A 25,320-nucleotide genomic window follows, 5' to 3' on the forward strand; every position below is an offset into this window, starting at 1 on the left:
GGACAGTCATCCATCTACCGCAAGGCGCCCACACAATTCACCTGCGCACACTGTCAAAGATCAATCACTTGCGAGCTTCTTTTGAAGTTCGCCCCGAAGCATTTCGTCCCGGGTGAGCCGCCCATTCTACATCTCTCCAAGCTTCCGTCAACACCCAAATTCAAAAATGTTTTCGGAGGTTTTCAGGGAACCTTCGCGACGGGCTGTGTCGTCGAAGGGGGTGAAATCATAGCGCCGCTTTACAGTTCTGTGAAGGGGGCGCCAGCGCGATCTGGGAAAAAATTTCGCGCGCTACAGGCGGCACCCGGTGAGAGCCGCCGGAGAGACGGCAAAACCGGGGGCTGATAGCCCCCGGCCTGCCTGGTTTCCACGATATATAGAGTCAGCGAAGGCTACTTCGCGGTGCCCGGCAAACAGGCGGGCGCCTTGCCAGCTGCATTCCCTTGAGCCGGCCCGGCCTCATGCACAGGCACCAGGCCGACGCGATAAGGTATCAATGCTTCAGGATGCATCTTTTCCAGCGCATCCCAGTCATCTTCGAAGGGAATGAATTGCTGCATGGCCGTGCCTCGGGGGTGGGGTTTTGCACGAGGACCATTGCAGCAGAAGGAAAAGCCAGGGCGCTGGCGAAATCGGGCGATTTGCGGGCAGCGCGCGGCCGATTCAGTCGATCTCGACCATTTCGAAATCGCTCTTGGTCGCGCCGCAATCCGGGCACGTCCAGGTGTCGGGCACGTCTTCCCAGCGCGTACCCGGGTCGATGCCCTCATCCGGCAGCCCCTCTGCCTCGTCATAGATGAAGCCGCAGACCACGCACATCCATTTGCGCAGGGTGGTTTCGGTGGACGTCTGGTTCATGGAGACTCGCTTAGATCAGAGTGAATAGCGCATTCTCGCAACTCCTCCGGCGATGCGAAAGCGGTCGTAGCGGCCTGCGCAAGGCCGTTTCGGACATAGCGTCACACCTGGCGCCCAAGGCTGGCGGCCAGCGGACATCGCCCGGAAAATGACGCACCCCGGCCGTGCTCCCGCAGTCACGGACCGCCCCTTACCCGAATCGAGCCCTTGCCATGACCAACCATGAATTGTTCCAGCGCGCCCTGAAGCTGCTGCCCGGCGGGGTGAATTCCCCGGTGCGTGCCTTCAAATCCGTCGGTGGAGAGCCGTTTTTCACCGCGCGCGCGGACGGCCCCTATCTGTGGGACGTGGAAGGCAAGCGCTATATCGACTATGTCGGCTCGTGGGGGCCGATGATCGTGGGGCACAACCATCCGAAAGTGCGTGAGGCGGTCGAGCGCGCAGTGCGCGATGGCCTCTCGTTCGGAACTCCCTGCCCGGCCGAAGTGGTGATGGCTGAGACCATTACGCGCCTGCTGCCTTCGGTAGAGATGGTGCGCATGGTCAATTCCGGCACGGAGGCGACGATGTCCGCCATCCGCCTGGCGCGCGGAGCCACCGGCCGCAGCAAGATCGTGAAGTTCGAGGGCTGTTACCACGGCCATGGCGACAGCTTTCTGGTGAAGGCCGGCTCGGGCGCGCTGACTTTCGGCGTACCCACGTCGCCAGGCGTCCCGGCGGCCAATGCCGACCTTACGCTGACGCTACCCTACAACGATCTGCCGGCTGCCCAGGCGCTGTTTGCCGAGCACGGCCGCGAAATCGCCGGCCTGATCATCGAGCCGGTGGCGGGCAACATGAACTGCATTCCTCCGCGGGACGGCTACCTGCAAGGACTGAGGGAACTGTGCACCCGCCACGGCGCGCTGCTCATTTTCGACGAAGTGATGACCGGCTTCCGCGTTGCCCTCGGCGGCGCACAAGCGCACTACGGCATCCAGCCCGACCTCAGCACATTCGGCAAGATCATCGGCGGCGGCATGCCGGTAGGCGCTTATGGCGGGCGCCGCGACCTCATGGAGCAGATCGCACCGGCCGGCCCGATCTACCAGGCCGGCACCTTGAGCGGCAATCCCGTGGCCATGGCCGCCGGCCTGGCCATGTTGGAACTGGTGCAGGAACCGGGCTTCTACGACACCCTGGCCGCGCGCACACGCACGCTGGTCGAGGGCATGCAGGCAGTGGCCGATGGCGAAGGCGTTCCATTCAGCACCAACCAGGTGGGCGGCATGTTCGGCCTGTTCTTCACGCACGAGAAGGTCAGCAGCTACGCACAGGCCACAGCCGCCGACACGGCGATGTTCAACCGCTTCTTCCAGGGCATGCTCGAACACGGCGTATTCCTTGCGCCCAGTGCCTTCGAGGCCGGTTTTCTTTCTTCCGCGCATAGCGAGGAAGACATCGCGGCCACACTCGATTGCGCACGCGTCGCCATGCGGCAGGCACGGTCGGGCTAAAACCTGGCATATCGGGATGCCATGCGGAAAGCTGGGATTGTCATCCCAGCCTACGCTTGCCCCTCGTCCTTACCAACTGCCTACGTTCGGCATCGACGACCAAGGCTCGCGCGGCGGCAGATGGCCGTCCTGTAGCAACTCGATCGAAACAAGATCCGGCGAACGCACGAACGCCATGTGGCCATCGCGCGGCGGCCGGCTGATGGTGTAGCCCATCGACTGCAGATGCTCGCAGGTCGCGTAAATATCTTTGACCTGGAACGCGAGGTGGCCGAAGTTGCGGGCTGAGCCGTAATCCTCTTCCGAGCCCCAGTTGTAGGTCAGCTCGACTTCTGCCTCGGGATTTTCCGGGACACCGAGGTATACCAGCGTGTATTTGCCTTGCGGCACCTCCATGCGGCGCACTTCCTTCAAACCCAGACCCTTGCAGTAGAAACGCAGTGAGGCATCCAGGTCGCGTACTCGAACCATGCTGTGCAGGTACTTCATGTTGATCCTTCCTAAGCTTGACTAGCCGCGGACCGCGCCACGAACGACTGCAAGGCGTGGCGCAAACGCGACAAACCATCGGACAAGTCTTCATCGCTGATGTTCAACGGCGGCACGAAGCGCAACACATCCGGACCCGCCTGCAGCACCAGCAAGCCATGCGCCGCCGCCACGTCGAGCACTTCGCCCGCCTTGCCACGATAGGCTTCTGCCAGCACCGCTCCCAGCATCAGGCCGCGCCCACGTACTTCGGAAAACACGCCAAGCTCGCTGCCCATCGACATCAGTGCCTCGCGCAACTTGCCGGACTGCTGTTGCACGTTTGCGAGCAGTTCCGGCGACGACAGCTTGCGCAACGCAACGCGCGCCACGGCGGCGGCCATGGGATTGCCGCCGAAGGTGGTGCCATGCGCGCCGTACTGCATCACTTGCGCCACCTTCGGGCCGGCGAGCATCGCGCCGATCGGGAAACCGCAGCCCAAGGCCTTGGCCAGCGTCACGATGTCCGGCGTCACGCCATCCTGCACGTGTGCAAACAGCGTTCCGGTGCGACCCATGCCGCATTGGATTTCATCCAGCACCAGCAGCGCGCCGTGCGCATCGCACAGCTCACGCAGGCGCTTGAGAAAACCGGGCGCCGCCGGCAGCACGCCACCTTCGCCTTGCACCGGCTCCAGCATGACGGCCGCAACGTCGCCTGCGGCAAAGGCTGCTTCCAACGCGGCGACGTCGTTGAAATCGAGGTAACGGAAACCACCGGGCAGCGGTTCATAGCCTTCCTGGTATTTCGGCTGCGCGGTAGCGGTGACTGTCGCCAGCGTGCGGCCGTGGAAAGAGCCGCGGAAGGTGATGATCACGCGCTGCTCCGAGCCCCTGCCCTGCATCGCCGCCCATTTGCGTACCAGCTTGATCGCCGCTTCGTTCGCCTCGGCCCCGGAGTTGCACAGAAACACGCGCTCGGCAAAACCGGATGCTTCGACCAATTCTTGCGCCAGATGCAGCGGTGGCTCGGTGTAGAACACATTGCTGCTATGCCAGAGCTTGTGCGCTTGCGCTGTCAGCGCGGCAATCAAATCCGGGTCCTGATGCCCCAGGGCATTGACCGCGATGCCCGCGCCGAAATCGACATAGTCGCGCTGCTCGGTATCCCACACGCGCGCACCCTTGCCTCGATCGAGCACCAGCTCTCGCGGCCTGTAGACGGGTAACCAATAGCGCTTGCCAAGATCGACGAGGGACGACACCGCTGACTCCTGTGTATCGAGGGAATACATGACCTTTGGCCAGGCCGCAGCCACGCCAGAGGATGGAAACGAAAGGGGAGAAAGCATCCTAGCAGCAAGCATTTCCCGCCGACATACGCTGGCGTTGTCAACCACGACGCGACCTGTATCAAAACTGTTACACCCTCTGAAAATCGCCATATAAAGCCATTCATCGCGATCCAGCTTGCCCTTCGACTGTAACAGCCGTGCACACCCCAGGCGTTGCCCGATCCGGCCCATTCACACGCTAACCCTTCATTTTCCGAGGTTTTTCGCCGCTGGCATGGGACTTGCCCTCTCCCTAGGGACACAGGAAGGGGAACGCCCATGGACTCACGCCAACATGCATATCGCCACACCGAGACCCGGGCAACGCTGGTGTGCGTGGGATTGCTTGGCATGCTCCCCGCACTGGGCTTCGCTGACGGCGCCCGGCTTGGACAGAAAGCCAAGCCCGGCGAAATCGTGGTGATCCGCAACGTGGCGGCGCGTCCTGCCGATCGTCCAGCCACCGCGCCTGGCATGGCACTGCTGGTCAGCGCCTCGCCCAATCCCCAACTGCTCGATGCCACGGCCGGAAGCAACGGTCCCGGCGAAATCACCGATTCGGAAATCGCCGACCTCAACGCCGGGCCGGCGGCGAGCGGCGTGTCCATCCGCAACGACGTACAGCACTCACTCCGCACGGCGCTCGGCACCAACACCAGCGGCAGCAGCTCCGGCGCTGTGAGTAGCAATGGCGTAAGCAATGCGCTGAGTGCTCCAACTGCCGGCGCCAGCGCCGTAGCAGACAGCACGCGCAACATCGGCGAGCAGGTCACCAGTGCCGTATCGCAGATTCCTTCGCTGAGCATGGGGCATTGAGGGAACGCCATGATGCGCACCTCCTACCTCATGGTGTACGCAATCGGCTTCGGCCTGATCGCAGCTGTCCAGGCTCCGGCTTTCGCGCAGACGAACGATGACGGCTACGTCGCGATCCTCAGCTACCTGGACTCCAACACCATCAGCGGAAACGTAGCTCGCGGTTCGCAAGGCATAAGCTCGGTAAACACCGCAGCGGGCGATGCCAATCAGCAGGCGAACCTGCACGCGTTCACGCTAGGTGGCCATGCCATGGCGCTGCTCCAAGCGCGGCAGGCCACGCACCGCAATGCGGCAGCTGATGCGCCGCTGGATGCCAGCGCCACCATCGGCGGACATGCCTATGCCAATGGGCAAGGCATCGCATCCATCAATCAGGTCAGTGGTAACGGCAACACCCAGTTGAACGGGGTGGCCGCACGGCTGGCCAATCAAGGCATACACGAGGCGACGGACGGCTCCCTGTCGGCCACCGTCTCGGCGTCGGCAGGAGGGCAAACATCGTCGAACCCACATGCACAGGCTGGCGGCACACGGAGCGTGGCAGTCGATCCGTCGGCAATGGAAGGGTTCAACGGCGTGCTGCAACTCAATCAGGTCGCGGGATCCGGGAATGCATCCGACAACTTGGTTCTGCTGTCCGCACCGGCTTCCCCGCATTGACAACTCGTCATACAGCCATTTCAGAGAGGACATCATGAAAGCAGATTTGAGAAGGACTTTGATCGCACTCACCATTGTGGGCGCCTTCGGCGCTTCGCAGGCCTACGCGCAGAGCACCAGCGGCACGCAGGTAACGGTGACCAAGAATGTTGCACTGAACTCGGACATCAGCCTCAGCGGCGACCCGGACGTAGACGGGCACATCAACCTCAGCGCTGCAGCCGTCGCCTTGTCGAACGGCACGCAGGCATCGTCGAACAACGCCGACGTCAATGGCAGCAACGTGTCCAATAGCGCCAACATCGCCGGCAACGTAGGCTCCGGCGCGTCAGGCAACGTGGGCGTAAACCAGGCGTCCGGTGATTTCAACGCACAGGGCAACCAGGCCGCGATCGCCGCTTCGTCCGACGCCGGCTTCACCTTCGACTGCGACCATTGCAAGGATCACTCCGGCAGCATGGCCGATGCGGAAACGATCGCCACCCAGTCGAGCATGTCCAACCTGACCTTGAACGCCGGCACGACCAACAAGGCCAACATCGGCGGCAACGCTTTCAGCAACGCGTCGGGCAATGTGGGTGTGAATCAGGCCGTCGGCAACGGCAACGAGCAACTCAACCAGCTCTCCGCCGCCACGGCTGCGAATGTCGCCTATGCGGTGGCAACCTCGTCGCTCGATCAGGAGTGGTCAGGCAATGGCGTCGGCAACGATTTCGGCGTGCTTGGTTGTGGTTATCCGCAGGCAACGTCCAACACGACCAATCTGGCTGGCAATGCCTTCTCCGGCGCCAGCGGCAATATCGGCCTGAACCAGGCAGCTGGGACAGGCAACATGCAGAGCAACAGCCTCGCCATGGGTGTCTCCAACCCGTAGTGGCGTGGTGGAAAGAACGCGCCGTCGCAAGACGGCAATGTGGGCGGTAACCCGGCGACATGCCGCCGGGCACCATGTGGAAGCCCCCGGCTCGTCCCCTGCGGGCCGGGGGTCTTCCCTTCCTAAGGATTGAGGGCTTGACACGTGCGTTCTGCATCTTCGATGTGGGTAGCCATACTTGCGTTCATCGCAGCCAGCCTTGGCGCGCGTGCGCATGCGGGCGAGGTGAGCTTCGCCGGCGTGCTGCCTAATGGTGCTCAATACACCACGCAGGTGAGCAGCATGCAGGAGCTGCGCTTCGCCAATATCGTGCGCCAGCACACCGATTACAGCTGTGGTGCTGCGGCGCTCGCGACGATCCTGCGCTACGGCTATCACCTGGACGTGGACGAAAATGTCGTCATCGACGGCATGCTGGGAATGGCCGACCAGGCGCAAGTCAAGCAACGCGGCTTCTCGATGCTCGACATCAAGCACTACGTAGAAGCGCTGGGCATGCACGGACGCGGCTATCGCGTCGATACCGCACGCCTGCGCACACTACGCGTTCCCGTCATCGTATTGATGGAGGTACGCGGCTATCGGCATTTCGTGGTGCTCAAGCAGGTGCATGAGGACCATGTCGAGCTTGCCGACCCCATACTCGGCAACCGCAGCATGCTGCTGGACGCCTTCATGAAGTCGTGGCCCTCGCACGTGCTGTTCGTGGTGATCGGCAGCGACTTCGACCGCCATACCGTATTGCTTCAACCCGTCAGCAAGCCCAGCGCGCGCAATCTATTCGCGCGCCAGGGCGGCGCCATCACCGATACCGAACTACTCGATTTCGGCTTTACGCATGCCGATCTATTTTAAGGCCCCAGCCATGGAAAAACGCTCGATCCTATTTGCCGCACTGCTACTGCCCATGGCCTGCCGCTGTGTTCCCGCGCTCGCCGGCGAAAGTGGCGAACATCCGGTTGCGCCAGGCATCCATGAGGTGGGTGACGATCAACTCGCCGGCATGCGCGGCCGCTACATCGTGGGCGACAACACCGTGCTGTGGTTCGGTGTGGAAATGGTATCCACCTGGCAAACCAACAACGGGCAGACACTGCAAAGCACGCTGACGCTGGGCCTGGATTTCAGCAAGAACCCGAACCAGCCGCAGGTGACCTTCGTGCCGACGGTCACCATCACGACCGTCAGCAACGCACCGCCCGTACCGGCTGCCTCAAGCGTAAGCCGCAGCGTGCAAAGTGCCGGAATCGCCAATGTCAGCGGCATGACGCAAAGCGTGCAGATCGCCGGTGACAACAATGCGGCGGTCAACGTCACCAGCCTGAATATCCAAAACGGCAGCAGTGCACCGCCTTCATCTCCAAGCGGCAGCGCCCCATCGAGCAATGCCACGGCCTTGACGTCAACGGGTACCACGCCTGTGGCTACGACAGACACCGGCACCAGGACGCCTGACGGTCGTGTCGCGAGCGCGAGTGACGCGTCCGCCTCTGCAACGCATACGCACGACAGCGCACAGGTGAACCTGTCCGTGGATGGACTCGGTTCGGCATCGCAATGGATCCGGCCCGGCAGCCTGGGCCAGACCATCGCGCTGACGGCCGACAACCAGGTCGTAACCAACCAGATGATCGTGAGCATGGTGACGCAATCGACCAACGCGACCACCTCACAGCTCGCGCACAACCTGGCGCAATCGCTCCATATGGACCGCAACCGCTGAGCGCGTCCTAGCCCAACGCACTCTGCCACCAACAGGGGAAAGCCGACATGCGCAAGACCATTATCGCCACTGCGGTGGCATGCAGCCTTGTTTGTCTTTTCATAAGCGCTGACGCATTGGGTCAGCAAACCACTTCCGGCGTCGCCCAAGCCAACGCTAACGCGCAGGACCAGGCGAACGTGCAGGAACTCGTCCGCCAATTGCAGATGCTGAAAGTGGACTACGCGCAGGAGGTGCGCAAGCTGCGTGCACTGGATATGCAAGTACAAGCACTGCAGGCGCGCCTGACCGGCAAGACCACGCCCAACCCGATTCCAGCGCAGGTCGCCAGCGCCGAAGCCAGTTCGGGCGCCGTGGAAAACACGCAAGCGGCTTCGACCACCCAAAGCGCACAGGCCAGCACATCCGCTCAGACACGCAGCGTGCAGGACGTGCTGGAGCAACAGCAAAATGCCGTATTCAATCGCAAATTCACCTTCGAAAATGACCTTGCGTACAACCATTACGATCGTGCCGAGCTGACCCTCAACGGCTTCCTCGCCTTGAACTCGATCTTCCTCGGCAATATCGCGATCGATCGCGTGAACTCCAATTCGCTCACTTACGACATGATTGGGCGCTATGCCATCACGCCGCGGTTGAGCGTAAATCTCGACGTCCCTTATGTCGGGCGCAACACCGACTACCAGCAGGGTGGCGCCGGCGGCTCCGCGGCCGCGATCGACGAACACAGCTCGACCGGCAAAGGCCTGGGCGACGTCAACTTGTCGGTCAACTACAAAATCCTGACCGAGACCCCCAGCCGGCCAGACACCGTGCTCACCCTGGGGGTGACGGCGCCAACCGGGCGCGCGCCCTATGGCATCAAATGGGTCAACGTGGCACCGAACTCGCAATACGAACAGTTTGCCGTGCCGACCCGGCAACCCACCGGCAACGGCCTATGGCAGGGCACGTTGGGCGCTTCCTTCGTCAAGACGATGGACCCGGCGATCGTCTTCGGCAACATCGGCTACATCCACTCCTTGTCGCGCAGCTTCAAGGACATCAATACCGACCCGCAAATCGTCACGCCAGGCAGCGTTCGCCTTGCCGATGTTTACTATTACGGCGCCGGCCTTGCCTTCGCGTTCAACGAACGCAGCAGCCTGAGCCTGTCCTTCAGCGATCGCCTCAACGGCAAGGACTCACTGCGCCAGAGTGGCGGCCCGTGGACCAAGATCATCGGCAGCCAGGCGAACGCGGCCAGTTTGAATTTCGGCTTCACCTACGCGTTGAACACGCATACCACGTTTGTGACAGTGCTCGGCATGGGCATGACGCCGGATGCGCCAAATTTCACCCTGACGTTCAAGGTGCCCTACATGTTCTGATGCCAACGCCTGCGTAGGCTGGGATGCCAATCCCCGCATCGTGATGCCTGCTCGCGTGGCGATGCTGGGATTGGCATCCCAGCCTACGATCAATGCGTATCTTCAAGCACCAGTTGGTGCTTCTTGCACAGCCGATAGATCGTCACCCGCGACACCTTCAAGCGCCGCGCGCATTCGCTGATATTGAAGCGCGACTCGCGCAGGCACGCCATGATCGCGTCACGCTCGGCCGACGTGCGCATCAAGCCCAGGCTGGAATGCCCTCCTTTCGGCGCGACGACATCTTCCAGGTCGAGATCGGCCACGCTGATCTGGGCGCCCTCCGCCACCACCGCCGCACGCTGCACGCGGTTAAGCAGTTCGCGCACGTTGCCCGGCCAGGAAAAATCGCGTAGCGCCTTGCGTGCCAACGCACTGAAGGTGCGCGCGTGACAAGCGTGTTGCTTGCGGAAGCTGTCCAGGAAAATCTGCGCCAGTTGCAGCACGTCATCGGCGCGCTCGCGCAGCGCCGGCATGCGCAGGCGCAACACGTTGAGCCGGTAGTACAGATCTTCGCGGAAACGGCCTTGCGCGACTGCTTTCTCAAGGTCCACGTGAGTGGCGGCGAGCACACGCACGTCGAGCTTGATCGACTGCGTGGAACCCACGCGCTCCAGGGTGCCTTCCTGCAGCAGGCGCAGCAGGCTGATTTGCGCATCGGGTGGCAGGTCGCCCACTTCATCCAGGAACACCGTGCCGCCAGCGGCCGCTTCAAAATGGCCGACGCGGCGGGCATTGGCACCGGTAAAGGCGCCACGCTCATGGCCAAACAGCTCCGACTGCACCAGGTTGGCCGGCAATGCACCGCAGTTGATCGCGGCAAATGGCCGATCGCGGCGTTGCGACAATTTGTGCAGGGCGCGCGCTGCCACTTCCTTGCCGGTGCCTGTTTCACCGGTAATCAGTACCGGCAAATCCACCGGCGCGTATTTGCGCAAGCTCGCCACCACCGCCATCATCGCCGGGCTGTTGCCGGTAATGCCCGGCACATCGGCATGCGCCGAGACCTGCGGCGGCGCATCACCCGCCAGCTTGCCCAGCGTCTCGATCAAGCGATGCATATCGACGGGGGCGGTGAAGAAATCGATGCTGGCGCGAAGCACGCGCTCCACCTCAGGCGACTGCACGGAAGTGTCGGCCGATAACAAAGCAATCCACGGAATGCGCGGATGATCGGCCATCAGCTTGGCCATGCTGCGCAAAGTCTCGGTACCGGCCTGGCGCAGATCCGCCATCGCCACCACTGTGTCCCCTCGCCGGATGCCTACCCCGCCTCCCTGGGCGCTGGCATCTCCTACACGTGTGTGCCAGCCAGCCTGTGCCAAACGTGCCCGTTCAATACTAGTCGGCTCCCCGAACCACACCAGACAGCGGATCGACATATCGTTATTCATAGCAACGCCTCCCTCCAAAACCGCTGACCACGGTGCCCGTTACATCCCTTAACAAGCCTTCGCCCCCGCGTCCGTAGCCAGCATGCGCCCCATAAACCTGGCGCTGTTCACGGAATATACACCCGAAAAACTCGGTTGATCACTGATTACGCAAACAAAATACGTGCCATCCCTCCCTCGGGATGGCATTAGGTGCCTATCCTACGCACCAGACAGCGGCGGTCTGATGACAGCCTGCTTTTTGAACGTACTAGTTCAGGAACAGATCGGGCAGTAACGGCGCGTCGACTTTATACGCGTAGTTGTCGAAATCACGTATCCCCGACTCTCTCAGCACATCCTCGTCGATCGCGAAGCGCCCTGTGCATTGGCGGGCGGGCTGGGTCAACAGTGCATGGGCCGCATCGGCGACGATCTCGGGGCGGCGGCAATTTTCGGGTTTCACGCCGTCGATCATGGCGATAGCTGCCGTGGCAATAACTGTACGCGGCCATAAAGCATTCACGGCGATGCCCAGGGGCGCCAATTCGGCGCTCATGCCCAGAACGCAAAGGCTCATCCCATACTTGGCGATGGTGTAGGCCGTATGCGGTGCGAACCATTTGGGATCGAGATTCGGCGGCGGCGCGAGCATCAGCACATGCGGATTGCTCGCCTTCTTCAAATGCGGCAGACAAGCTTGCGTCACCATGAAGGTACCGCGCGTGTTCACCTGATGCATGAGGTCAAAGCGCTTCATCGGCGTGGCTTCGGTACCGGCCAGCCAGATCGCGCTGGCATTGTTGACCACGATATCGATGCCGCCGAAGCGCTCCACTGTTTGCTCGACCGCCGTATGCACCTCGTCTTCCTCGCGGATGTCGACTTTCAACGCCAGCGCCTTGCCGCCGGCGGCTTCCACTTCGGCGGCCGCGGTATGAATGGTCCCGGGCAGCTTGGGATTGGGCACGCCGCTCTTGGCGGCGATCACGACGTTGGCGCCGTCACGCGCAGCGCGCAGCGCGATGGCAAGACCAATGCCGCGCGAAGCGCCAGTGATGAACAAGGTTTTTCCGGCCAGGTTGCTCATGGGATCCTCAAGCTTTCTGAAAGCGCGGCAGGATATCGCGCAACGCAGCCAAGCGCTGCAATGAATCGGTCATTTCCAATAGCTGCTGTTGTTCCTCGCGCGCCAGCGGCAACAATTCCGCCAAACGAAAGCCAAGCCAGCCGGCTTCGTCGTAAGCCGAGCGTGGCGCATTGCGCCAATGCGGCCCCATGGTTTCGATCAAGCGCTCAAGGATGGTTTGCAGCAGGGCGAATTCCACCGGCACCTGTTGCGGCTCGTCGTCCGGCCACAATTGCACGTCGCCGCGCAACAAGCCGTCCGAGCGGGCACGCGTTCGCAATACGCGAAAGCGGCTGCCTCCTTCGGCAGAAATACCGAGCAGCCCGTCCTCGCGATGGCTGAAATCCACGATACGCGCCAGCGTGCCGATCGCGGCCGGCTGGGCCGGTGCGCCCACCTCGGCACCTTCCAGGATCAGGCAGACGCCGAAAGCCGCGCCGGTACTCGTGCATTCGCGCACCAGGTCCAGGTAACGCGGCTCGAAGATGCGCAATTGCAGTTGCCCGCCCGGATACAGCACCGTACCGAGCGGAAACAGAGGGATGTCGATGGAGGAAAGCTGGGCAGGCATGCCGCGCATCTTAACCACTGGACGAGCTTTACAGAGCAAGGCACAGTGCGCCCATCGATACCAGGGAATCGTGCACGGATGTCCGCCACCCCGCTTGCCACCACCGCAGCTCATCCCATGTCGGCCTCGCAATCCCTGCCTGCGGTCTTGCAAGTCCGGGGCCTGGAGAAATCCTTCAAGCAGCGCCACGTGCTCAAGTCGCTGGACTGGAGCGTGCCGAGCGGGCGCGTGATCGGCCTGCTGGGTCGCAACGGAGCCGGCAAAACCACCCTGTTGCGCTGCTTGCTGGGCTTGTCGCCGATCGACGGCGGCAGCATCGAGCTGTTCGGCGAGCCAATGCTGGAGCCCGGCGGGGAACGCATGCACCGCATCGGCTTCGTGCCACAGACCTTCGACCTGTTTCCGTGGATGAGGGTGCGTGCCTATCTCGACTTCACCGCCGCCTTCTATGCGCGCTGGGACCACGAACGGGTACAACGCCTGCTGGCGAACTGGGAGCTGGACGTCAAGCAGAAAATCGGCGAACTCTCGCAAGGCCAACGCCAGAAACTGGCGATCGTGCGCGCGATCGCGCCCGATCCGGATCTGCTGGTGCTGGATGAACCCGTGGCCAGCCTCGATCCCCAGGCGCGCCGCGCCTTCATGAGCGAGCTGCTTACGCTGATGCGTGCGCCAGGCAAGACGGTGATCTTTTCCACCCATATCACCGCCGACCTGGAACGCGCCGATGCCGACATTGCCCTGCTGCGTGACGGCCGCATCCAGTTCACCCGGCCGCTGGCCGAATTGCGCGAGCGATTCAAACGCGTGGTACTGGCGCGCCCGGAAGGGTGGACGCAGGCGCCCATAGTGGCCGGCAGCCTGAAGTCGCACCTGCAGGACAGCCAGGCGATCCTGCTGGTTGAAGACCCCAGCCTGGACAGCCTGCATGCACTTGCCGCGCGCGAAAACGCCAGCTTGCACGTCGAGACGCCCACGCTGGAAGACCTGTTCGTGGAGCTGGCATGAACGCAGCGTGGCAGCTCTGGCTGCAACTGTTCCGGCGCACGCCGCTACTGGTCGTGCTGGCCAATCTGCTACGTGCCGCCGCGCTGTATTTCGCTGTTCGATGGCTGCTCGGCAGCGATGAATTCCTGGTCGTCGCCGCCTCCCTGTATGGCGTAGCGACCTGGATGTGGCACACCGGCCAGGGGTACAACTTGCGCGGCGTGTGCACGGCGGAAAGCTTTCTGCTGCCGAATTTTCGCCGACGCTTGCTGGAATACGCAGCGATCGATCTCGCCATGTGGGTGCTATTGCCGCTGGTCGTAGCCGCCGTGGGACGTGTACCGCACCTTCTGCTGGTTGGCGGCGGGTTGCTGCTGATCGCCGCGACCGGCCTGATGATGGGCAGCAACCCACGCAGCAGCGCGTTCATCTGGCCCATCTTCGTTGTCCTCGGCTGGATGCCTTCATTCATGGCCGACTTGCTCAAGGACGCCCTCCATTCGCCATTCACGCCGTGGCTGCTGCTGGCGATCGTGGCATTGCTGTTGAGATTCAGCGTTGCGCCGCTGTTGCGGATCGTAGATCGGGAAGCAGACGCATCGCCGCTGGAAAGCACCAGCCTGGGGCGCATGCAAACCCGTGGCGCACCCGGCGAGCCGCGGCGCATGGGCGCATTTGGCAAGCGCATCACCGCGCTGTATGAGCAGCTTGCGGAACGAGCGATGCGCCGCGCGCTTACCACCTACCGGCGCAACCCCAGCTTTCAGCAGCGCATGATCCTGGTGCGGCGATTGCTGCTGCCGAACGACAACCCGGAAGCAATCGGACTGCGCATTGTGCTGGTTTCGGCAATCGTCTGCTTCTACTTCGTCGCGATCATGCACCGCCAGCATTTCAACCCAGTGGTGATTGGCGCCTACGCCATCATGCTCAGCATCTCGCGCTTCCCACAATTGAACGTCGGCATGACGCGCATGCGGCCGAACATGGCCGACCTGTACCTCACGCTCGCACCGGAAACCCGCACCGAATACCAGCAGACCATCTCGGACGCGCTGCTCGTGCTGGTGCCGATCAGTCTGCTCACCGCCTTGGTGTACACCGCCCTCGGCGCCTGGCTGGTGCACGTTCCAGATCCCTTGCGCATGCTGTTCGTGGCGACGATCGTTTCGCTGGCGGCCAGCCTGGCCGCACTCGCGTTGCACCTTATCGGCCCGGAGGGCACCACCGGCCGCACCATCGTCAATCTGGTCGTGCTGTTCGGCACCATGGCCGTGTATTGGGGTGGCTATTGGCTGGTGGGCGCCCTGGGCTATGGATGGGGCGGCGGCCTGCTTGCACTGCTAGCGCTTGGCTTCGGTGCGGGCGTGTGGTTCGCAGCTCAGCGTGAATATGTCTCGCGCTCTCCGCGCTTCGATGCACCCATTACATGAAGCGCATCGAAGATGGCCTGCCAATGACATGATGCTCGACCATGTTCGTGGACGTGGCTGATTCAGCAAGCGCATTTTTACATTCGCCACGCTGGCCAATCTGCGAAAGCCGCGATCGGGTCAAGTTGAGTGCCGGCGGGTGTCACAATATGCCGTGCGCCATGAGTCTCGCACGAAACACTCGGCTTACCTGTGAGGTCATAACGTCAGCGCTCATTATAGGTAGCACGAAGCACACATTCGTAATCGACAATTGGCATCAGGCCCATACTCTTGCGTCGGGCCGCGAGCTCACTGGAATCCCGAATCGGGTCGGGCGCGAATTTGCCGCCCTCACGATGGAACTGCGTTCCATAAGTCTGCGGTTCGCCTCGATTGATCTGCACCCTGTCTATTAGCAGCGCTATCTCGTTCAACGGCAGTCCCCTAGAGTCAGAGAACAACGCAGTGAGCACCTTTTGCTGAAGCAATGGATCGTGATCGGCATGCTGCACCAACATCCAGAACGCCTCCATCCCCTTGTCGCCGATCATGTGGGGAGTTGGAATGCCGTGATCCTTCACGATTTGCCGCAACTTTGCGAGATTTCCAGCGTCAACCTTGTTGACCTCCTCAAGTGCAGCAGAGCCTTCACTCGCTAGCACTTTCGGCGAGATGTTTCGGACCGCCTGATCATCCTCAGCCATCTTCATTATCTCGCCCCGTAAGGTAGGCGCTGTGATGGTCGATGGATCCACTGTTGGCAGGTGGTCATGAATGCGATTGCGCTCCCAGGCCACCACACCAGGGCAGGCTTCTCGTACGCGATCGTGCTGAGCATTTGCGTCGTCGGCGATTGCGAAGCTCCCCAACATCAAGCTACCCAATGTAAGTAATGAAATGATCGTCGTCCTTGCGCGCATATACCTGCTCCCATTCATAGAAGTCGTCGGAACGCTCGAACGCACGCATCGTCAACTTGGACCGCCACGTGTCATTCAGCGCAAAGTCTCGCCGCCCCTGCGCCAGCAGACTGCAGAAGGCATGCAAAATGGGATACTCGGGAATCAGATCCTCAATGAAGAGGAACTGACCTCCTGGATTGACTTCCAAGAAATAGATCTCGTCGAGCTTTGATACTGCGAGGTCAATGCATCCATATTCAAGGTTCAGGCGGCGCATGAGGCGCAATGCGCTTTGCTCTACTTGTGGACCAAGCTTACATGGCGCAACTTTGCAATGGGCCTTGCCAAGTTCGGATCGCCAGTCCAGGAACGCATCACCATCATCCGAAAAAATTTTCGCCGGAAATAGCTTGTCTCCAACAACCGTCAATCTGACCTCGTACGATTTGTCGACACGCTCCTGATAAATGGCGGGCGCAATTTCAACCGATCGCGGATCGATGTCCATCAGTTCGCCAACCTCGCTGGTACCGACTACTCGCAACTGGCTATGGTCGCGCCTCATGAAATAGTGCGGAGCGAAATGCTTTACTATGCTGCGAGTTCCTGTGACAAATGATCGCACCGCATCAAATTGATTGGTGATGAGTGTTTTCGGAACGCGGAATCCTACGTCTCTTGCGACCTGAAGCTGATGGACCTTGCTCAGCGCTACTTTCGATGGCGATCCACATACAGTGAATTTGGATATCTTCTCCAAGAATGCGCAAAGCACGCGATCAGCCTCGTAAAGTTCCCGCTTGAGGAACTTATGCGCCTCCGGGGTCACATTCGCAAACTCCTTGTAAGGAATCTGTCGGCGAAACCACAGGGAGTGAAGCGTTTCGACCTGATGCCCATTAAGTGCCAGGCTCGAGCGACCCCCATCAATGGCTAAGTGCATGTGCCCGTCATCGATGGACAGGCCGTCCCAAAGCAAAGGACTACGGCCTAGTTGTTTTAGCGCCCACATGACGGCGATGGCATGGTAGTCGGTCTTCGTCCCTACGATCAGATCGGTCACGGGCGACATAGCATGCATCCTCGCTGCCAGAGACATGAAAGGCCATTCAAGAGGGCCCAAGACGATCGTGCCTTGGGCCCCTATTCAGTCACTTACCACTGGATGTCGTACTCGACATCAGCATCTGGCTTGCCGGCCGTGTAGGTGCCTTTGGCGTGAAAGGTCTGCGTACCGCCGCCTACTTGGTTCAGGTCTTTCATGCTTAATTCGCGCGCATGATTCAGGCCGATGGGAGAGATGACAGAATCGTTGACGTCCATAGTATTTCGCCTTTGCTTGAGTGCCCGGTAGTCCGACCAAGCGCGGTCCGCCCGCGTCATGCGGGAAGAACTTATTCCTTCTCAACCAGGCAGACCACGCGGTCGGCACTGGCAATCGTTTCGAGACGATGCGCCAGGATGATGCGAGTAATGCGTAGGGCCTTGATGTTAGCGTTGATGCGTGCCTCCTTGACTGCGTCCAGATGACTTGTCGCTTCGTCCAGCACCAAAATCTTGGGATCGCTGAATAGAGCCCTGGCTAGAAGAATCCTTTGCTTCTGACCACCAGAGAGCGCGGAGCCCATATCGCCGACAAACGTCTCGTACCCCATGGGCATGGCCATGATTTCGTCGTGTATCTCGGCTACCATCGCTGCTCGTATGATTTGATCGATGGTGGAGGATTGATTGAAATAGGCGATATTGTCGGCGACTGAGCCGGCAAAGAGTGTATCGTCCTGCATGACGGCCGCGACCATTTCTCTATAGCGACGGCACCCGTAAGTCATAAGGTCAACGCCGCCAATCACAACACCTCCCTCAGTCGGCGGTACGAGGCCAAGCAAAACCTTGGCGAGCGTACTTTTGCCACACCCACTGGGGCCCACGATGGCGACCGACTCCCCCTCGTCGATCGATAGCGACAGGCCACGAAAAACCCACTTTTCGCCCTGTGCATAGCGGAATCCGACCTGCTTAAGATCAATGCAAGGGGCTGGCGTATCGCCGCTGAACCCGGCCTCTCCCTCAGGCTCGGGATCAGCGAATGCGATGTCTGCGATGCGTTCGGCATGAACACGCAATAATTGAAAGTCCGCCAGCTTGTCGACGAGTCCGCCCACCTTGATAACGAATTGGTCGGCATACGCCATGATCGCAATGACCATGCCAGCGGACAGCTTTCCTTCAAGCGCAAAGCGGGCACCCAGGGCTAAAAGCAGGACGCGCGCGAGACTGAACAGCCATTGGTTCGAGGCCGACACAGTCAAAGCAATGCGTTGCGAACGCATCACCCGCGAGGAGGCTTCGACCGTCGCATTGGCCAAACGCGCACGTCTGACCCATTGCTTATTTGCCAACTTGATTGCCTGTATACCTCTCACAGATTCCATGAGTTCCGATTGTTGGCGGGCACCAAACACGAGGCTTTCTTCATTGGCGTTACGTAACGTCCGATAGGTGACAAAACGTATTGATGCATAAATGCACGCGGTGCCAACGACCATGCCGGCCAGAGGCAAGCTATATGCGCATAGGACAAAGATCGTCAAAAGACCGGTTATGCCATCCAGCACGACCTCGATGAAATTTCCCGTAAAAGTGTTCTGGATCGTCTGGACGGATGAAAATCGAGAGACAATGTCACCCATATGGCGCTTCTCAAAGAAGTCCAGGGGAAGATTGAGCAGGTGCGTGAATAGATTGGTTGTCCACTGCGCGTTGATGGTTGCTCCCAGCCAGCTGATCAACCACGCCCTAGCCACGGTGAGGGCAAACAGCACGGTTGCCAGCGTACAAAAGGCCATCGCCATGATCCATAAGAGGTTTGAGTCTCCTGCTGGCAAGACGTCATCCATGATCCACTTCAGCTGAAATGGGAGGATAAGTGCCAAAAGCTCAATGGAGAGAGCCAACCCGCTGATTTGAATGACTGCACGAGGGAGGCCGATAATCTTTCCTGCCAGATGGCGGAACGCCACCAAATCCCTTTCCTTCGCTGCCTTGAAATCGGGGCGAGGGCATAGCTCCAAGACAACGCCGGTGAAGCATTTGCTTGCCTCTTCCAGGGTGACCCAGTATCGACCGCGCGCCGGGTCGTAGATCTCCAACCCCTTGGAGGAGACACGATTTAGCACCACAAAATGATTGAGGTTCCAATGGAGGATGCACGGAAGTACTATCTCGTGAAGATGTTCCGGCTCGGTGCGCAAGCCACGCCCATCGAGTCCTAGCGATCTGGCGATCTCAATCGTTCTTGCCAGCGTGATGCCTTTAAGTGACGTGCCGTAGCGCCGCCTTAAGGACGCCAGATCAAAGTCACTTCCGTAATAGCCCGCCACCATCGCGAGGCACGCCAATCCGCATTCTGCGGCCTCCGTTTGCGTAAGAAGCGGTAAGCGGCGCCGAGCAGGAAACATTGAGATGGCAGCACCATTAGTCATGAGCCAAGCTCCCCCGAGGCGGCTTGGAGGTCGACATCGCGCCTGAAACCGCGCACAGGGTCAAACATCCACTCAATTAGGCGCCGGCGTTCCACGAATATGTCCGCGGTCACCGCGAGCCCTGACTTTAGGCGCTCGTCACCTCCTTCGGTTCGAAAGTTCTGGCTGGGGAGCAGGACCGTAACCTTCACGACTGCGTCTTTGAAATTGCCCCCCAGGAAGCGACTAGCCACCTGAGGGGGTATGGCATCCCGGGAAATCGCCTCAATTTCACCAAACTGTTGACCGTATTTTTCGTAGGGGTAAGCGGCATACCGAAGCACCACTCGGCCACCCTTGTGGATGGCTCCGATGTCTGTTGAAGGAATCCACAGTTCGGCTACGAGCCTTGTGTTTCCTGGAACGATCGTTGCGATGGGACGTTCCGTCGACACTTCTTGTCCCACATGCACAAGTAGGTTGGATAGCAAGCCGCCAGCGGGCGATCGCAGAATGGCGGCTCGCCGTACATCGTTGGTCGCGATGGACTGATTGACGTCTGCCAACGTTCTCTCGAGTTCGCTGATCTTGCCGTACTTATTGATCGGTAATTCGGCCAGTTGGCCGCGAATAAGTGCGACTTGCTGTTTGAGTTGGTAGTTTTCACCCGATAGCTCATGAAGCTGCGATTTGATTTGAAGGACGAAGTCTCGTTGCTGAAGTACCTGGAGCTTGCTAACTAATCCGATGACCTGAAGGCCTGACCATTGCTTGTAGAGGCTCTCGGCGCTGTCAGCCCTGCTCTTCTGGATCGCAATCTGCGCGTCCAACTCGCCGATCTGGCTCTCAAGTAAGGAAAGCCTGCCTTTCATATCGGCTGTTCGTAGCTCGAACAAATGATCTTGCTCCGCGATATCTCCTCGCAAGCGCTTGCGCTTGTAGTTAAGCTGCTCGGCGATCGAAGCCTGCGTATCTCCGCTAGACGCACTGGTCTCTTCGTTGGAAATCTCTAGAAGGGGTTGGCCCTTATTGACGGCCGCCGTTTCGCTCACGAAGATGCGAGTCACCACGCCCTGTGAAGGCGGTGTAATCGTCAGAAGGCCATTTTCCGGGACCAGAAAGCCATTGACCTGTACGTGACGGGTATATTTCCCCACCGCTAACAGAAGGAGCAGCAAAGCCGCCGAGCACACCCCAACGCAAAAAAATACCCAGCCCAAATGGGGGGCTCCTACGCGGATCGCGCCGTGCAGGCTGTTGTGGCGAGCGGCAAGGACCTCGCGCCTAAATAGCTCGGTCGACATCGACATCCCCGACCATCCTTGATCAAAGGATAAGCTTCTTGTGGAGGGTGCAAGATGCGTGCGCACCAGTACACTGATGCTTAATCGGATTCGCCATGATCATTCTGTCGGTATCATCGACCACTCGAGCCCCTTTCATGAGGGGTACCGTCCGCTGAATACCAAAGAGGCTCAATAGTTCATATATCTGAGAAGGGGTCAATTCCGCCTCGAGATCGGCATAGCTGAACGATGTTATTCCTTTCTCGTTGAATTGAAGACTCGATAGAAAACGATTCTTTGCCGCAGGGCTCAAGAGGTTAAGTAGCGAATCTGCAGCAGAAGTTCGTGCCATATAGGCGGTTAGGTCCTTAATGGACTTGATGGGTGCCAGCCTTGCTGCAATTTCATCTGCGTGCGTGACCTGATTTACCGCACGTGACTCCACTTCTGAAAGCGAAGGCTTGACTTCGCTTTGCGCATAAGTAGGAAAACTTGAACCCCATGCGACCAATGCAGCCACCTGCAGCGCATTTCTCATCCAGGATGCTTTCATGTCCGTCTCCCTATCGGTAGGAAAATGCATCTCAATCGAGATTGAGTTCAACCCGCACGAAGGATCACCGCGCGACCGGCGGAGACGATCACAAACTACCTTCACCGCCTTGCAGCACCATGCTCCAGTGCCTGGAAGAAGGAAATAGAACTACTCCGAAATTCGTGTCGGCGAAGTCTCGACCAATCAGGGAATAGCGGCTTGCGTTTATGTACGCAAAAAAGGCGGCGGCCTAGGCTGGGATGGCAATCCCAGCTTTCTTGCGGCTTCACAATGCTGGGATTGGCATCCCAGCCTACGAGTGCAGCGCCTCGACGAAACGGCGTGGTGCGTTTTCAAAGCCGCCGTTGGACATGAACACCACGTGGTCGCCTGCGCGGGTTTGTGATTTGAGCGCAGCAAGCAAGTCATCGACGCTGGGCGCCGTGCTGGCACGGCCATGCAAGGCATCCGTAACGCGCCTGGCATCCCATGGCAGTTCCGGGCGATGCAGGAACACTACGGCATCCGCATCGGCCAGTGAGGGCGCCAAGGCTTCGGCATGCGCACCCAACCGCATGGAATTGGAGCGCGGCTCCAGCGCAACGAGAATGCGCGCCTTGCCCACCTTCGCGCGCAAACCGGCAAGCGTGGTGGCGATGGCCGTCGGGTGATGGGCGAAATCGTCGTAGACTCGCACGCCATCGACTTCGCCGACCACTTCCATGCGCCGCTTTACGCTCTGGAAGCTAGCGAAGGCCGGCAGCAAGGCCCGTGGATCGGCGCCGGCTGCCGTGGCGGCTGCGAGTGCCGCCAGCGCGTTCATCACGCTGTGATCGCCAAGCAGCGGCCACTGCACTTCACCGATAAGCTCGCCCTTGTATCGCACCGAAAAGTGGGAGCCATCGGCCGCGACCAGCGTCGCCTGCCAATCGCCCTTGCCGATGCCGAAGGTTTCCACCGGCGTCCAGCAGCCCATCGCCAGCACTTCGTCCAGGTATTTGTCGTGCGCGTTGACGATCAACTTGCCGTTGCCCGGCACCGTGCGCACCAAGTGATGGAACTGGCGCTGGATTGCTGCGACGTCAGGGAAGATATCCGCGTGGTCGTATTCGAGGTTGTTGAGGATGGCGATGCGCGGGCGGTAGTGCACGAACTTGGAGCGCTTGTCGAAGAACGCGCTGTCGTACTCGTCCGCCTCGATGACGAATGGCTTGCCCTGCCCCAGCCGCGCGGAGATGCCGAAGTTGCCGGGCACGCCGCCGATCAGGAAACCGGGCGCCAGCCCCGCACTATCGAGTAGATGTGCGAGCAAGCTGGTGGTGGTGGTTTTGCCGTGCGTACCGGCCACTGCCAGCACTTCGCGGTCTACCAACAAACGCTCGCCCAGCCATTGCGGGCCGGACACGTAGCGCAGCCGTTGGTCCAGCATGTATTCCACCGCGGCATTGCCGCGCACCATGGCGTTGCCGACGATGACCAGGTCGGGCGCCGGTTGCAGGTATTCGGCCCGATAGCCCTGCATCAGGGCGATGCCGAGCGCTTCGAGCTGGGTGCTCATCGGCGGATAGACGTTGGCGTCGGAGCCTTCGACGGTTTCGCCGAGTTCGCGTGCCAAGGCGGCAACGCCGCCCATGAAGGTGCCGCAGATACCGAGGATGTGCAGACGCATGCGGTTCAAATGTCGTTTGGAGCGGTCGTAAGGCCCGGTCTTTCCTGGACGTCATTCCCGCGAAAGCGGGAATCCATCTTCATCCTCGCACCGGAGCCAACTGGATCCCCGCTTTCGCGGGAATGACGGCGGGTAGGCCGAATCAGCCGTTTGCCGCCGCGGCCTCGTTCGCCAGCGCACGCTTCACGCGCGCCGTCACTTCGTCCAGCTCGCCCACGCCGTCCACTACCTGCAGCTTGCCGCGGCGCGAGTAGAAATCGGCCACCGGCGCGGTCTGTTCGGCGTAGACCTTCAGGCGATCGCGCACCACCACCGGATCGTCGTCCTTGCGGTGTTCCGCGGCAAAGCGGATTTCGCAACGCTTGATGATCGCTTCGTTCGGTACTTCCAGCTTCACCACGGCATCGAGCGGCTGGCCGATCTTGGTGAGCAGGTGATCGAGCGCGTCGGCCTGCGCGAGGTTGCGCGGATAGCCGTCGAGGATGAAGCCTGGCTGGGTGTCGGACTCCGCCAGGCGCTCTTCCAGCATGCCCAGCAGGATGTCGTCGGAAACCAGCTGACCGGCATCCATCACGGCCTTGGCCTTCATACCCAGCGGGGTGCCCGCTTTCACTGCGGCGCGCAGCATGTCCCCGGTCGAGATGTGAGGCACGCCAAGGTCGGCCTTCAGCCGTGCTGCCTGGGTACCCTTGCCCGAGCCGGGCGCGCCAAGAAGGACAAGTCGCATAAATCTCCACAAGATCCCGCGTTCTGTCGCACACTGCGCCAGTTTCCCTGGGATTCTTTAGATGAATGCCGATCAAGGTAGCGTCTGCAGGGGGTGGCGTCAAACCGCGGCCGCCACGATTTCACGCCAAGTCGCTGATATATATGCGATCCGTGTTTGACGTCTCATTGTCATATGCCTTCGGAGAACTCCCCCCATGAAGTCGAAGAAAGCCCGTTCCGCCACCGGCCGCCTGCTGTACGCCCAATCCGGCGGTGTAACCGCCGTGATCAATGCCACCGCCGCCGGCGTCATCCAGACGGCGCGCTCCCACCGTGTGCCGGTGTACGCGGCGCATAACGGCATACTCGGCGCGCTGCGCGAGGAACTGATCGACACCACCAAGGAGACGGCGGCCGCCATCGCCGCGCTCAGGCACACCCCGGGCGGGGCGTTCGGCTCCTGCCGCTACAAGCTGAAGTCGCTGGACGCCAACCGCGCCGAGTACGAGCGCCTGATCGAGATTTTCCGCGCGCACGACATCCGCTGGTTTCTCTATAACGGCGGCAACGATTCGGCCGACACGGCCCTGAAAATCTCGCAGCTCGGCCAGGCCATGGACTATGACATCCGCTGCATCGGCGTCCCCAAGACGGTGGACAACGACCTGATGATCACCGACTGCTGCCCGGGTTTCGGCTCGGTGGCCAAGTACACCGCCGTCTCCACGCTGGAAGCGAGCCTGGACGTTGCCTCCATGGCCGACACCTCGACCAAGGTATTCATCGTGGAGGTGATGGGCCGCCACGCCGGCTGGATCGCCGCCGCCGCCGGCCTCGCCGGTGAAGGACCCGACGCGGCTCCGCACATCATCCTGTTCCCCGAGCGGGTATTCGACGAGGCCGCCTTCCTGGCCAAGGTAAAGGCCACGGTGGAGCGCGTGGGCTGGTGCACGGTGGTGACCTCCGAAGGCATACGTGGCGCTGACGGGCAGTTCCTCTCCGCTGGCTCAGTCGATGCGTTCGGCCACGCCCAACTGGGCGGCGCGGCGCCGGTGCTGGCCGCACTGGTGAAGGAGAAGCTCGGCTACAAATATCACTGGGCCCTGCCCGACTACCTGCAGCGTTCAGCGCGGCACCTGGCCTCCAAGACCGACGCCGACCAGGCGTATGCCGTGGGCAAGGCCGCGGTGGACTACGCGCTGGCTGGCATGAATGCCGTGATGCCGGTGATCGTGCGTACTTCCGACGCACCGTATCGCTGGAAGCTGGAAGCTGCGCCGCTGGACAAGATCGCCAACCATGAAAAGAAGATGCCGGACAAATTCATCACCCGCGATGGCTTTGGCATCACGGCTGCGGCACGGCGCTATCTGTCGCCGCTGATCCGCGGCGAAACGCCGCCGCCCTATGGGCGAGAGGGTCTGCCCAAGTACGTGCAGCTGAAGAATGTGGCCGTTGCGAAGAAGTTGCCGGCGTTCAACCACTAGCCAGCGTAGGCTGGGATGACAATCCCAGCACCAAAACTCGCACAGGAAGCTGGGATTGCGATCCCAGCCTCCACCGCTATGGCGGCATCTTGCGCAATGGAAAATCGCATTCGCTGCGGCAGCGCACAACAATTCATCACACAAGCTCTG

Annotated in this window: 25 protein-coding genes; 10 read left to right on the plus strand and 15 right to left on the minus strand. The window is 60.7% G+C overall.

Annotated elements, in window-relative coordinates:
- Positions 1-392: 392 nt before the first annotated feature.
- A complete protein-coding gene (locus QQJ96_RS13585; RefSeq protein WP_284332549.1) occupies positions 393-560 on the minus strand; it encodes a hypothetical protein in 168 nt (55 codons plus the stop codon).
- Positions 561-663: 103 nt separating this feature from the next.
- Positions 664-858 carry a rubredoxin gene (locus tag QQJ96_RS13590; RefSeq protein WP_284332550.1) on the minus strand — a complete coding sequence of 65 codons (195 nt, stop codon included), beginning with the start codon at positions 856-858 and terminating at the stop codon, positions 664-666.
- Between the two features lie 212 nt (positions 859-1,070).
- On the opposite strand from QQJ96_RS13590, the gene hemL reads away from it, so the two are divergent.
- Positions 1,071-2,354, plus strand: a complete 1,284-nt coding sequence (hemL, locus tag QQJ96_RS13595; protein WP_284332551.1) for a glutamate-1-semialdehyde 2,1-aminomutase — start codon at positions 1,071-1,073, stop codon at positions 2,352-2,354.
- A gap of 69 nt (positions 2,355-2,423) precedes the next feature.
- On the opposite strand, the gene QQJ96_RS13600 is transcribed toward hemL, so the two are convergent.
- Positions 2,424-2,843, minus strand: coding sequence for a VOC family protein (locus QQJ96_RS13600; protein ID WP_284332552.1), 420 nt, complete (start codon positions 2,841-2,843; stop codon positions 2,424-2,426).
- Positions 2,844-2,854: 11 nt separating this feature from the next.
- On the minus strand, positions 2,855-4,087 hold the full coding sequence (locus QQJ96_RS13605) for an acetylornithine transaminase (RefSeq protein WP_404649089.1): 1,233 nt from the start codon (positions 4,085-4,087) through the stop codon (positions 2,855-2,857).
- Positions 4,088-4,435: 348 nt separating this feature from the next.
- Here QQJ96_RS13605 and QQJ96_RS13610 point away from each other — a divergent pair, with 348 nt between their 5' ends.
- The 6 genes from QQJ96_RS13610 (at position 4,436) to QQJ96_RS13635 (ending at position 9,605) form a co-directional block, all read left to right on the plus strand.
- Positions 4,436-4,972: a hypothetical protein gene (locus QQJ96_RS13610; protein WP_284332554.1), complete on the plus strand. Its 537-nt coding sequence runs from the start codon at positions 4,436-4,438 to the stop codon at positions 4,970-4,972.
- 9 nt (positions 4,973-4,981) lie between these two features.
- Positions 4,982-5,635 (plus strand): hypothetical protein, encoded by a 654-nt coding sequence (locus QQJ96_RS13615; RefSeq protein ID WP_284332555.1) that lies wholly within the window; start codon positions 4,982-4,984, stop codon positions 5,633-5,635.
- Between the two features lie 34 nt (positions 5,636-5,669).
- On the plus strand, positions 5,670-6,509 hold the full coding sequence (locus QQJ96_RS13620; RefSeq protein WP_284332556.1) for a serine-rich family protein: 840 nt from the start codon (positions 5,670-5,672) through the stop codon (positions 6,507-6,509).
- Positions 6,510-6,671: 162 nt separating this feature from the next.
- Positions 6,672-7,364, plus strand: a complete 693-nt coding sequence (locus QQJ96_RS13625) for a C39 family peptidase (RefSeq protein WP_284332634.1) — start codon at positions 6,672-6,674, stop codon at positions 7,362-7,364.
- A gap of 10 nt (positions 7,365-7,374) precedes the next feature.
- A complete protein-coding gene (locus QQJ96_RS13630; protein ID WP_284332557.1) occupies positions 7,375-8,232 on the plus strand; it encodes a hypothetical protein in 858 nt (285 codons plus the stop codon).
- A 47-nt stretch (positions 8,233-8,279) separates the two neighbouring features.
- The gene (locus QQJ96_RS13635) at positions 8,280-9,605 is read left to right on the plus strand and encodes a hypothetical protein (RefSeq protein ID WP_284332558.1); all 1,326 of its coding nucleotides are present in this window, start codon (positions 8,280-8,282) and stop codon (positions 9,603-9,605) included.
- An 89-nt stretch (positions 9,606-9,694) separates the two neighbouring features.
- Here the strand turns inward: QQJ96_RS13635 and QQJ96_RS13640 are convergent, their stop codons facing one another.
- The 3 genes from QQJ96_RS13640 to QQJ96_RS13650 all read right to left on the minus strand — a co-directional run bounded on the left by QQJ96_RS13640 (position 9,695) and on the right by QQJ96_RS13650 (position 12,717).
- Positions 9,695-11,038, minus strand: coding sequence for a sigma-54 dependent transcriptional regulator (locus tag QQJ96_RS13640; RefSeq protein ID WP_284332559.1), 1,344 nt, complete (start codon positions 11,036-11,038; stop codon positions 9,695-9,697).
- Positions 11,039-11,288: 250 nt separating this feature from the next.
- Positions 11,289-12,107 (minus strand): SDR family oxidoreductase, encoded by an 819-nt coding sequence (locus QQJ96_RS13645; protein WP_284332560.1) that lies wholly within the window; start codon positions 12,105-12,107, stop codon positions 11,289-11,291.
- A gap of 7 nt (positions 12,108-12,114) precedes the next feature.
- Complete coding sequence (locus QQJ96_RS13650) at positions 12,115-12,717, minus strand: LON peptidase substrate-binding domain-containing protein (protein WP_284332561.1); 603 nt, start codon at positions 12,715-12,717, stop codon at positions 12,115-12,117.
- A gap of 78 nt (positions 12,718-12,795) precedes the next feature.
- Between QQJ96_RS13650 and QQJ96_RS13655 the strand changes: the two genes are divergently transcribed.
- Together QQJ96_RS13655 and QQJ96_RS13660 are read left to right on the plus strand one after the other, a co-directional pair.
- Positions 12,796-13,725 (plus strand): ABC transporter ATP-binding protein, encoded by a 930-nt coding sequence (locus QQJ96_RS13655; protein WP_284332562.1) that lies wholly within the window; start codon positions 12,796-12,798, stop codon positions 13,723-13,725.
- Entirely contained in the window at positions 13,722-15,137 is a 1,416-nt protein-coding gene (locus QQJ96_RS13660) for a hypothetical protein (protein WP_284332563.1), read from the plus strand. The genes QQJ96_RS13655 and QQJ96_RS13660 overlap by 4 nt, the downstream gene beginning before the upstream one ends.
- 206 nt (positions 15,138-15,343) lie before the next feature.
- Here QQJ96_RS13660 and QQJ96_RS13665 read toward each other — a convergent pair whose 3' ends face one another.
- The 8 genes from QQJ96_RS13665 to QQJ96_RS13700 form a co-directional block, all read right to left on the minus strand.
- Entirely contained in the window at positions 15,344-15,991 is a 648-nt protein-coding gene (locus QQJ96_RS13665) for a DUF6624 domain-containing protein (RefSeq protein WP_284332564.1), read from the minus strand.
- Positions 15,992-15,995: 4 nt separating this feature from the next.
- The gene (locus QQJ96_RS13670) at positions 15,996-17,093 is read right to left on the minus strand and encodes an ATP-grasp domain-containing protein (RefSeq protein WP_284332565.1); all 1,098 of its coding nucleotides are present in this window, start codon (positions 17,091-17,093) and stop codon (positions 15,996-15,998) included.
- Positions 17,094-17,176: 83 nt separating this feature from the next.
- Positions 17,177-17,344 (minus strand): hypothetical protein, encoded by a 168-nt coding sequence (locus QQJ96_RS13675; protein WP_284332566.1) that lies wholly within the window; start codon positions 17,342-17,344, stop codon positions 17,177-17,179.
- A gap of 71 nt (positions 17,345-17,415) precedes the next feature.
- Positions 17,416-19,506 carry a peptidase domain-containing ABC transporter gene (locus QQJ96_RS13680; protein WP_284332567.1) on the minus strand — a complete coding sequence of 697 codons (2,091 nt, stop codon included), beginning with the start codon at positions 19,504-19,506 and terminating at the stop codon, positions 17,416-17,418.
- Positions 19,503-20,795, minus strand: coding sequence for an HlyD family secretion protein (locus QQJ96_RS13685; protein WP_284332568.1), 1,293 nt, complete (start codon positions 20,793-20,795; stop codon positions 19,503-19,505). Before QQJ96_RS13685 ends, QQJ96_RS13680 begins: the two co-directional genes overlap by 4 nt.
- Before the next feature lie 16 nt (positions 20,796-20,811).
- On the minus strand, positions 20,812-21,324 hold the full coding sequence (locus QQJ96_RS13690; protein ID WP_284332569.1) for a hypothetical protein: 513 nt from the start codon (positions 21,322-21,324) through the stop codon (positions 20,812-20,814).
- A gap of 295 nt (positions 21,325-21,619) precedes the next feature.
- The gene (gene mpl / locus QQJ96_RS13695) at positions 21,620-22,975 is read right to left on the minus strand and encodes a UDP-N-acetylmuramate:L-alanyl-gamma-D-glutamyl-meso-diaminopimelate ligase (protein WP_284332570.1); all 1,356 of its coding nucleotides are present in this window, start codon (positions 22,973-22,975) and stop codon (positions 21,620-21,622) included.
- 142 nt (positions 22,976-23,117) lie between these two features.
- Entirely contained in the window at positions 23,118-23,702 is a 585-nt protein-coding gene (locus tag QQJ96_RS13700) for an adenylate kinase (protein WP_284332571.1), read from the minus strand.
- 196 nt (positions 23,703-23,898) lie between these two features.
- Between QQJ96_RS13700 and QQJ96_RS13705 the strand changes: the two genes are divergently transcribed.
- On the plus strand, positions 23,899-25,170 hold the full coding sequence (locus QQJ96_RS13705) for a 6-phosphofructokinase (protein WP_284332572.1): 1,272 nt from the start codon (positions 23,899-23,901) through the stop codon (positions 25,168-25,170).
- Positions 25,171-25,320: the final 150 nt, after the last annotated feature.

Source organism: Dyella flagellata, from assembly GCF_030160275.1.
Taxonomy (GTDB): domain Bacteria; phylum Pseudomonadota; class Gammaproteobacteria; order Xanthomonadales; family Rhodanobacteraceae; genus Dyella_B; species Dyella_B flagellata.

Bases quoted from the DNA above. Each gene is read 5' to 3' on its own strand.
- QQJ96_RS13585 (WP_284332549.1), bottom strand. From the start codon at position 560: ATGCAGCAATTCATTCCCTTCGAAGATGACTGGGATGCGCTGGAAAAG.
- QQJ96_RS13590 (WP_284332550.1), bottom strand. From the start codon at position 858: ATGAACCAGACGTCCACCGAAACCACCCTGCGCAAATGGATGTGCGTG.
- hemL (WP_284332551.1), top strand. From the start codon at position 1,071: ATGACCAACCATGAATTGTTCCAGCGCGCCCTGAAGCTGCTGCCCGGC.
- QQJ96_RS13600 (WP_284332552.1), bottom strand. From the start codon at position 2,843: ATGAAGTACCTGCACAGCATGGTTCGAGTACGCGACCTGGATGCCTCA.
- QQJ96_RS13610 (WP_284332554.1), top strand. From the start codon at position 4,436: ATGGACTCACGCCAACATGCATATCGCCACACCGAGACCCGGGCAACG.
- QQJ96_RS13615 (WP_284332555.1), top strand. From the start codon at position 4,982: ATGATGCGCACCTCCTACCTCATGGTGTACGCAATCGGCTTCGGCCTG.
- QQJ96_RS13620 (WP_284332556.1), top strand. From the start codon at position 5,670: ATGAAAGCAGATTTGAGAAGGACTTTGATCGCACTCACCATTGTGGGC.
- QQJ96_RS13625 (WP_284332634.1), top strand. From the start codon at position 6,672: ATGTGGGTAGCCATACTTGCGTTCATCGCAGCCAGCCTTGGCGCGCGT.
- QQJ96_RS13630 (WP_284332557.1), top strand. From the start codon at position 7,375: ATGGAAAAACGCTCGATCCTATTTGCCGCACTGCTACTGCCCATGGCC.
- QQJ96_RS13635 (WP_284332558.1), top strand. From the start codon at position 8,280: ATGCGCAAGACCATTATCGCCACTGCGGTGGCATGCAGCCTTGTTTGT.
- QQJ96_RS13640 (WP_284332559.1), bottom strand. From the start codon at position 11,038: ATGAATAACGATATGTCGATCCGCTGTCTGGTGTGGTTCGGGGAGCCG.
- QQJ96_RS13645 (WP_284332560.1), bottom strand. From the start codon at position 12,107: ATGAGCAACCTGGCCGGAAAAACCTTGTTCATCACTGGCGCTTCGCGC.
- QQJ96_RS13650 (WP_284332561.1), bottom strand. From the start codon at position 12,717: ATGCCTGCCCAGCTTTCCTCCATCGACATCCCTCTGTTTCCGCTCGGT.
- QQJ96_RS13655 (WP_284332562.1), top strand. From the start codon at position 12,796: ATGTCCGCCACCCCGCTTGCCACCACCGCAGCTCATCCCATGTCGGCC.
- QQJ96_RS13660 (WP_284332563.1), top strand. From the start codon at position 13,722: ATGAACGCAGCGTGGCAGCTCTGGCTGCAACTGTTCCGGCGCACGCCG.
- QQJ96_RS13665 (WP_284332564.1), bottom strand. From the start codon at position 15,991: ATGTTGGGGAGCTTCGCAATCGCCGACGACGCAAATGCTCAGCACGAT.
- QQJ96_RS13670 (WP_284332565.1), bottom strand. From the start codon at position 17,093: ATGTCGCCCGTGACCGATCTGATCGTAGGGACGAAGACCGACTACCAT.
- QQJ96_RS13675 (WP_284332566.1), bottom strand. From the start codon at position 17,344: ATGGACGTCAACGATTCTGTCATCTCTCCCATCGGCCTGAATCATGCG.
- QQJ96_RS13680 (WP_284332567.1), bottom strand. From the start codon at position 19,506: ATGACTAATGGTGCTGCCATCTCAATGTTTCCTGCTCGGCGCCGCTTA.
- QQJ96_RS13685 (WP_284332568.1), bottom strand. From the start codon at position 20,795: ATGTCGATGTCGACCGAGCTATTTAGGCGCGAGGTCCTTGCCGCTCGC.
- QQJ96_RS13690 (WP_284332569.1), bottom strand. From the start codon at position 21,324: ATGAAAGCATCCTGGATGAGAAATGCGCTGCAGGTGGCTGCATTGGTC.
- mpl (WP_284332570.1), bottom strand. From the start codon at position 22,975: ATGCGTCTGCACATCCTCGGTATCTGCGGCACCTTCATGGGCGGCGTT.
- QQJ96_RS13700 (WP_284332571.1), bottom strand. From the start codon at position 23,702: ATGCGACTTGTCCTTCTTGGCGCGCCCGGCTCGGGCAAGGGTACCCAG.
- QQJ96_RS13705 (WP_284332572.1), top strand. From the start codon at position 23,899: ATGAAGTCGAAGAAAGCCCGTTCCGCCACCGGCCGCCTGCTGTACGCC.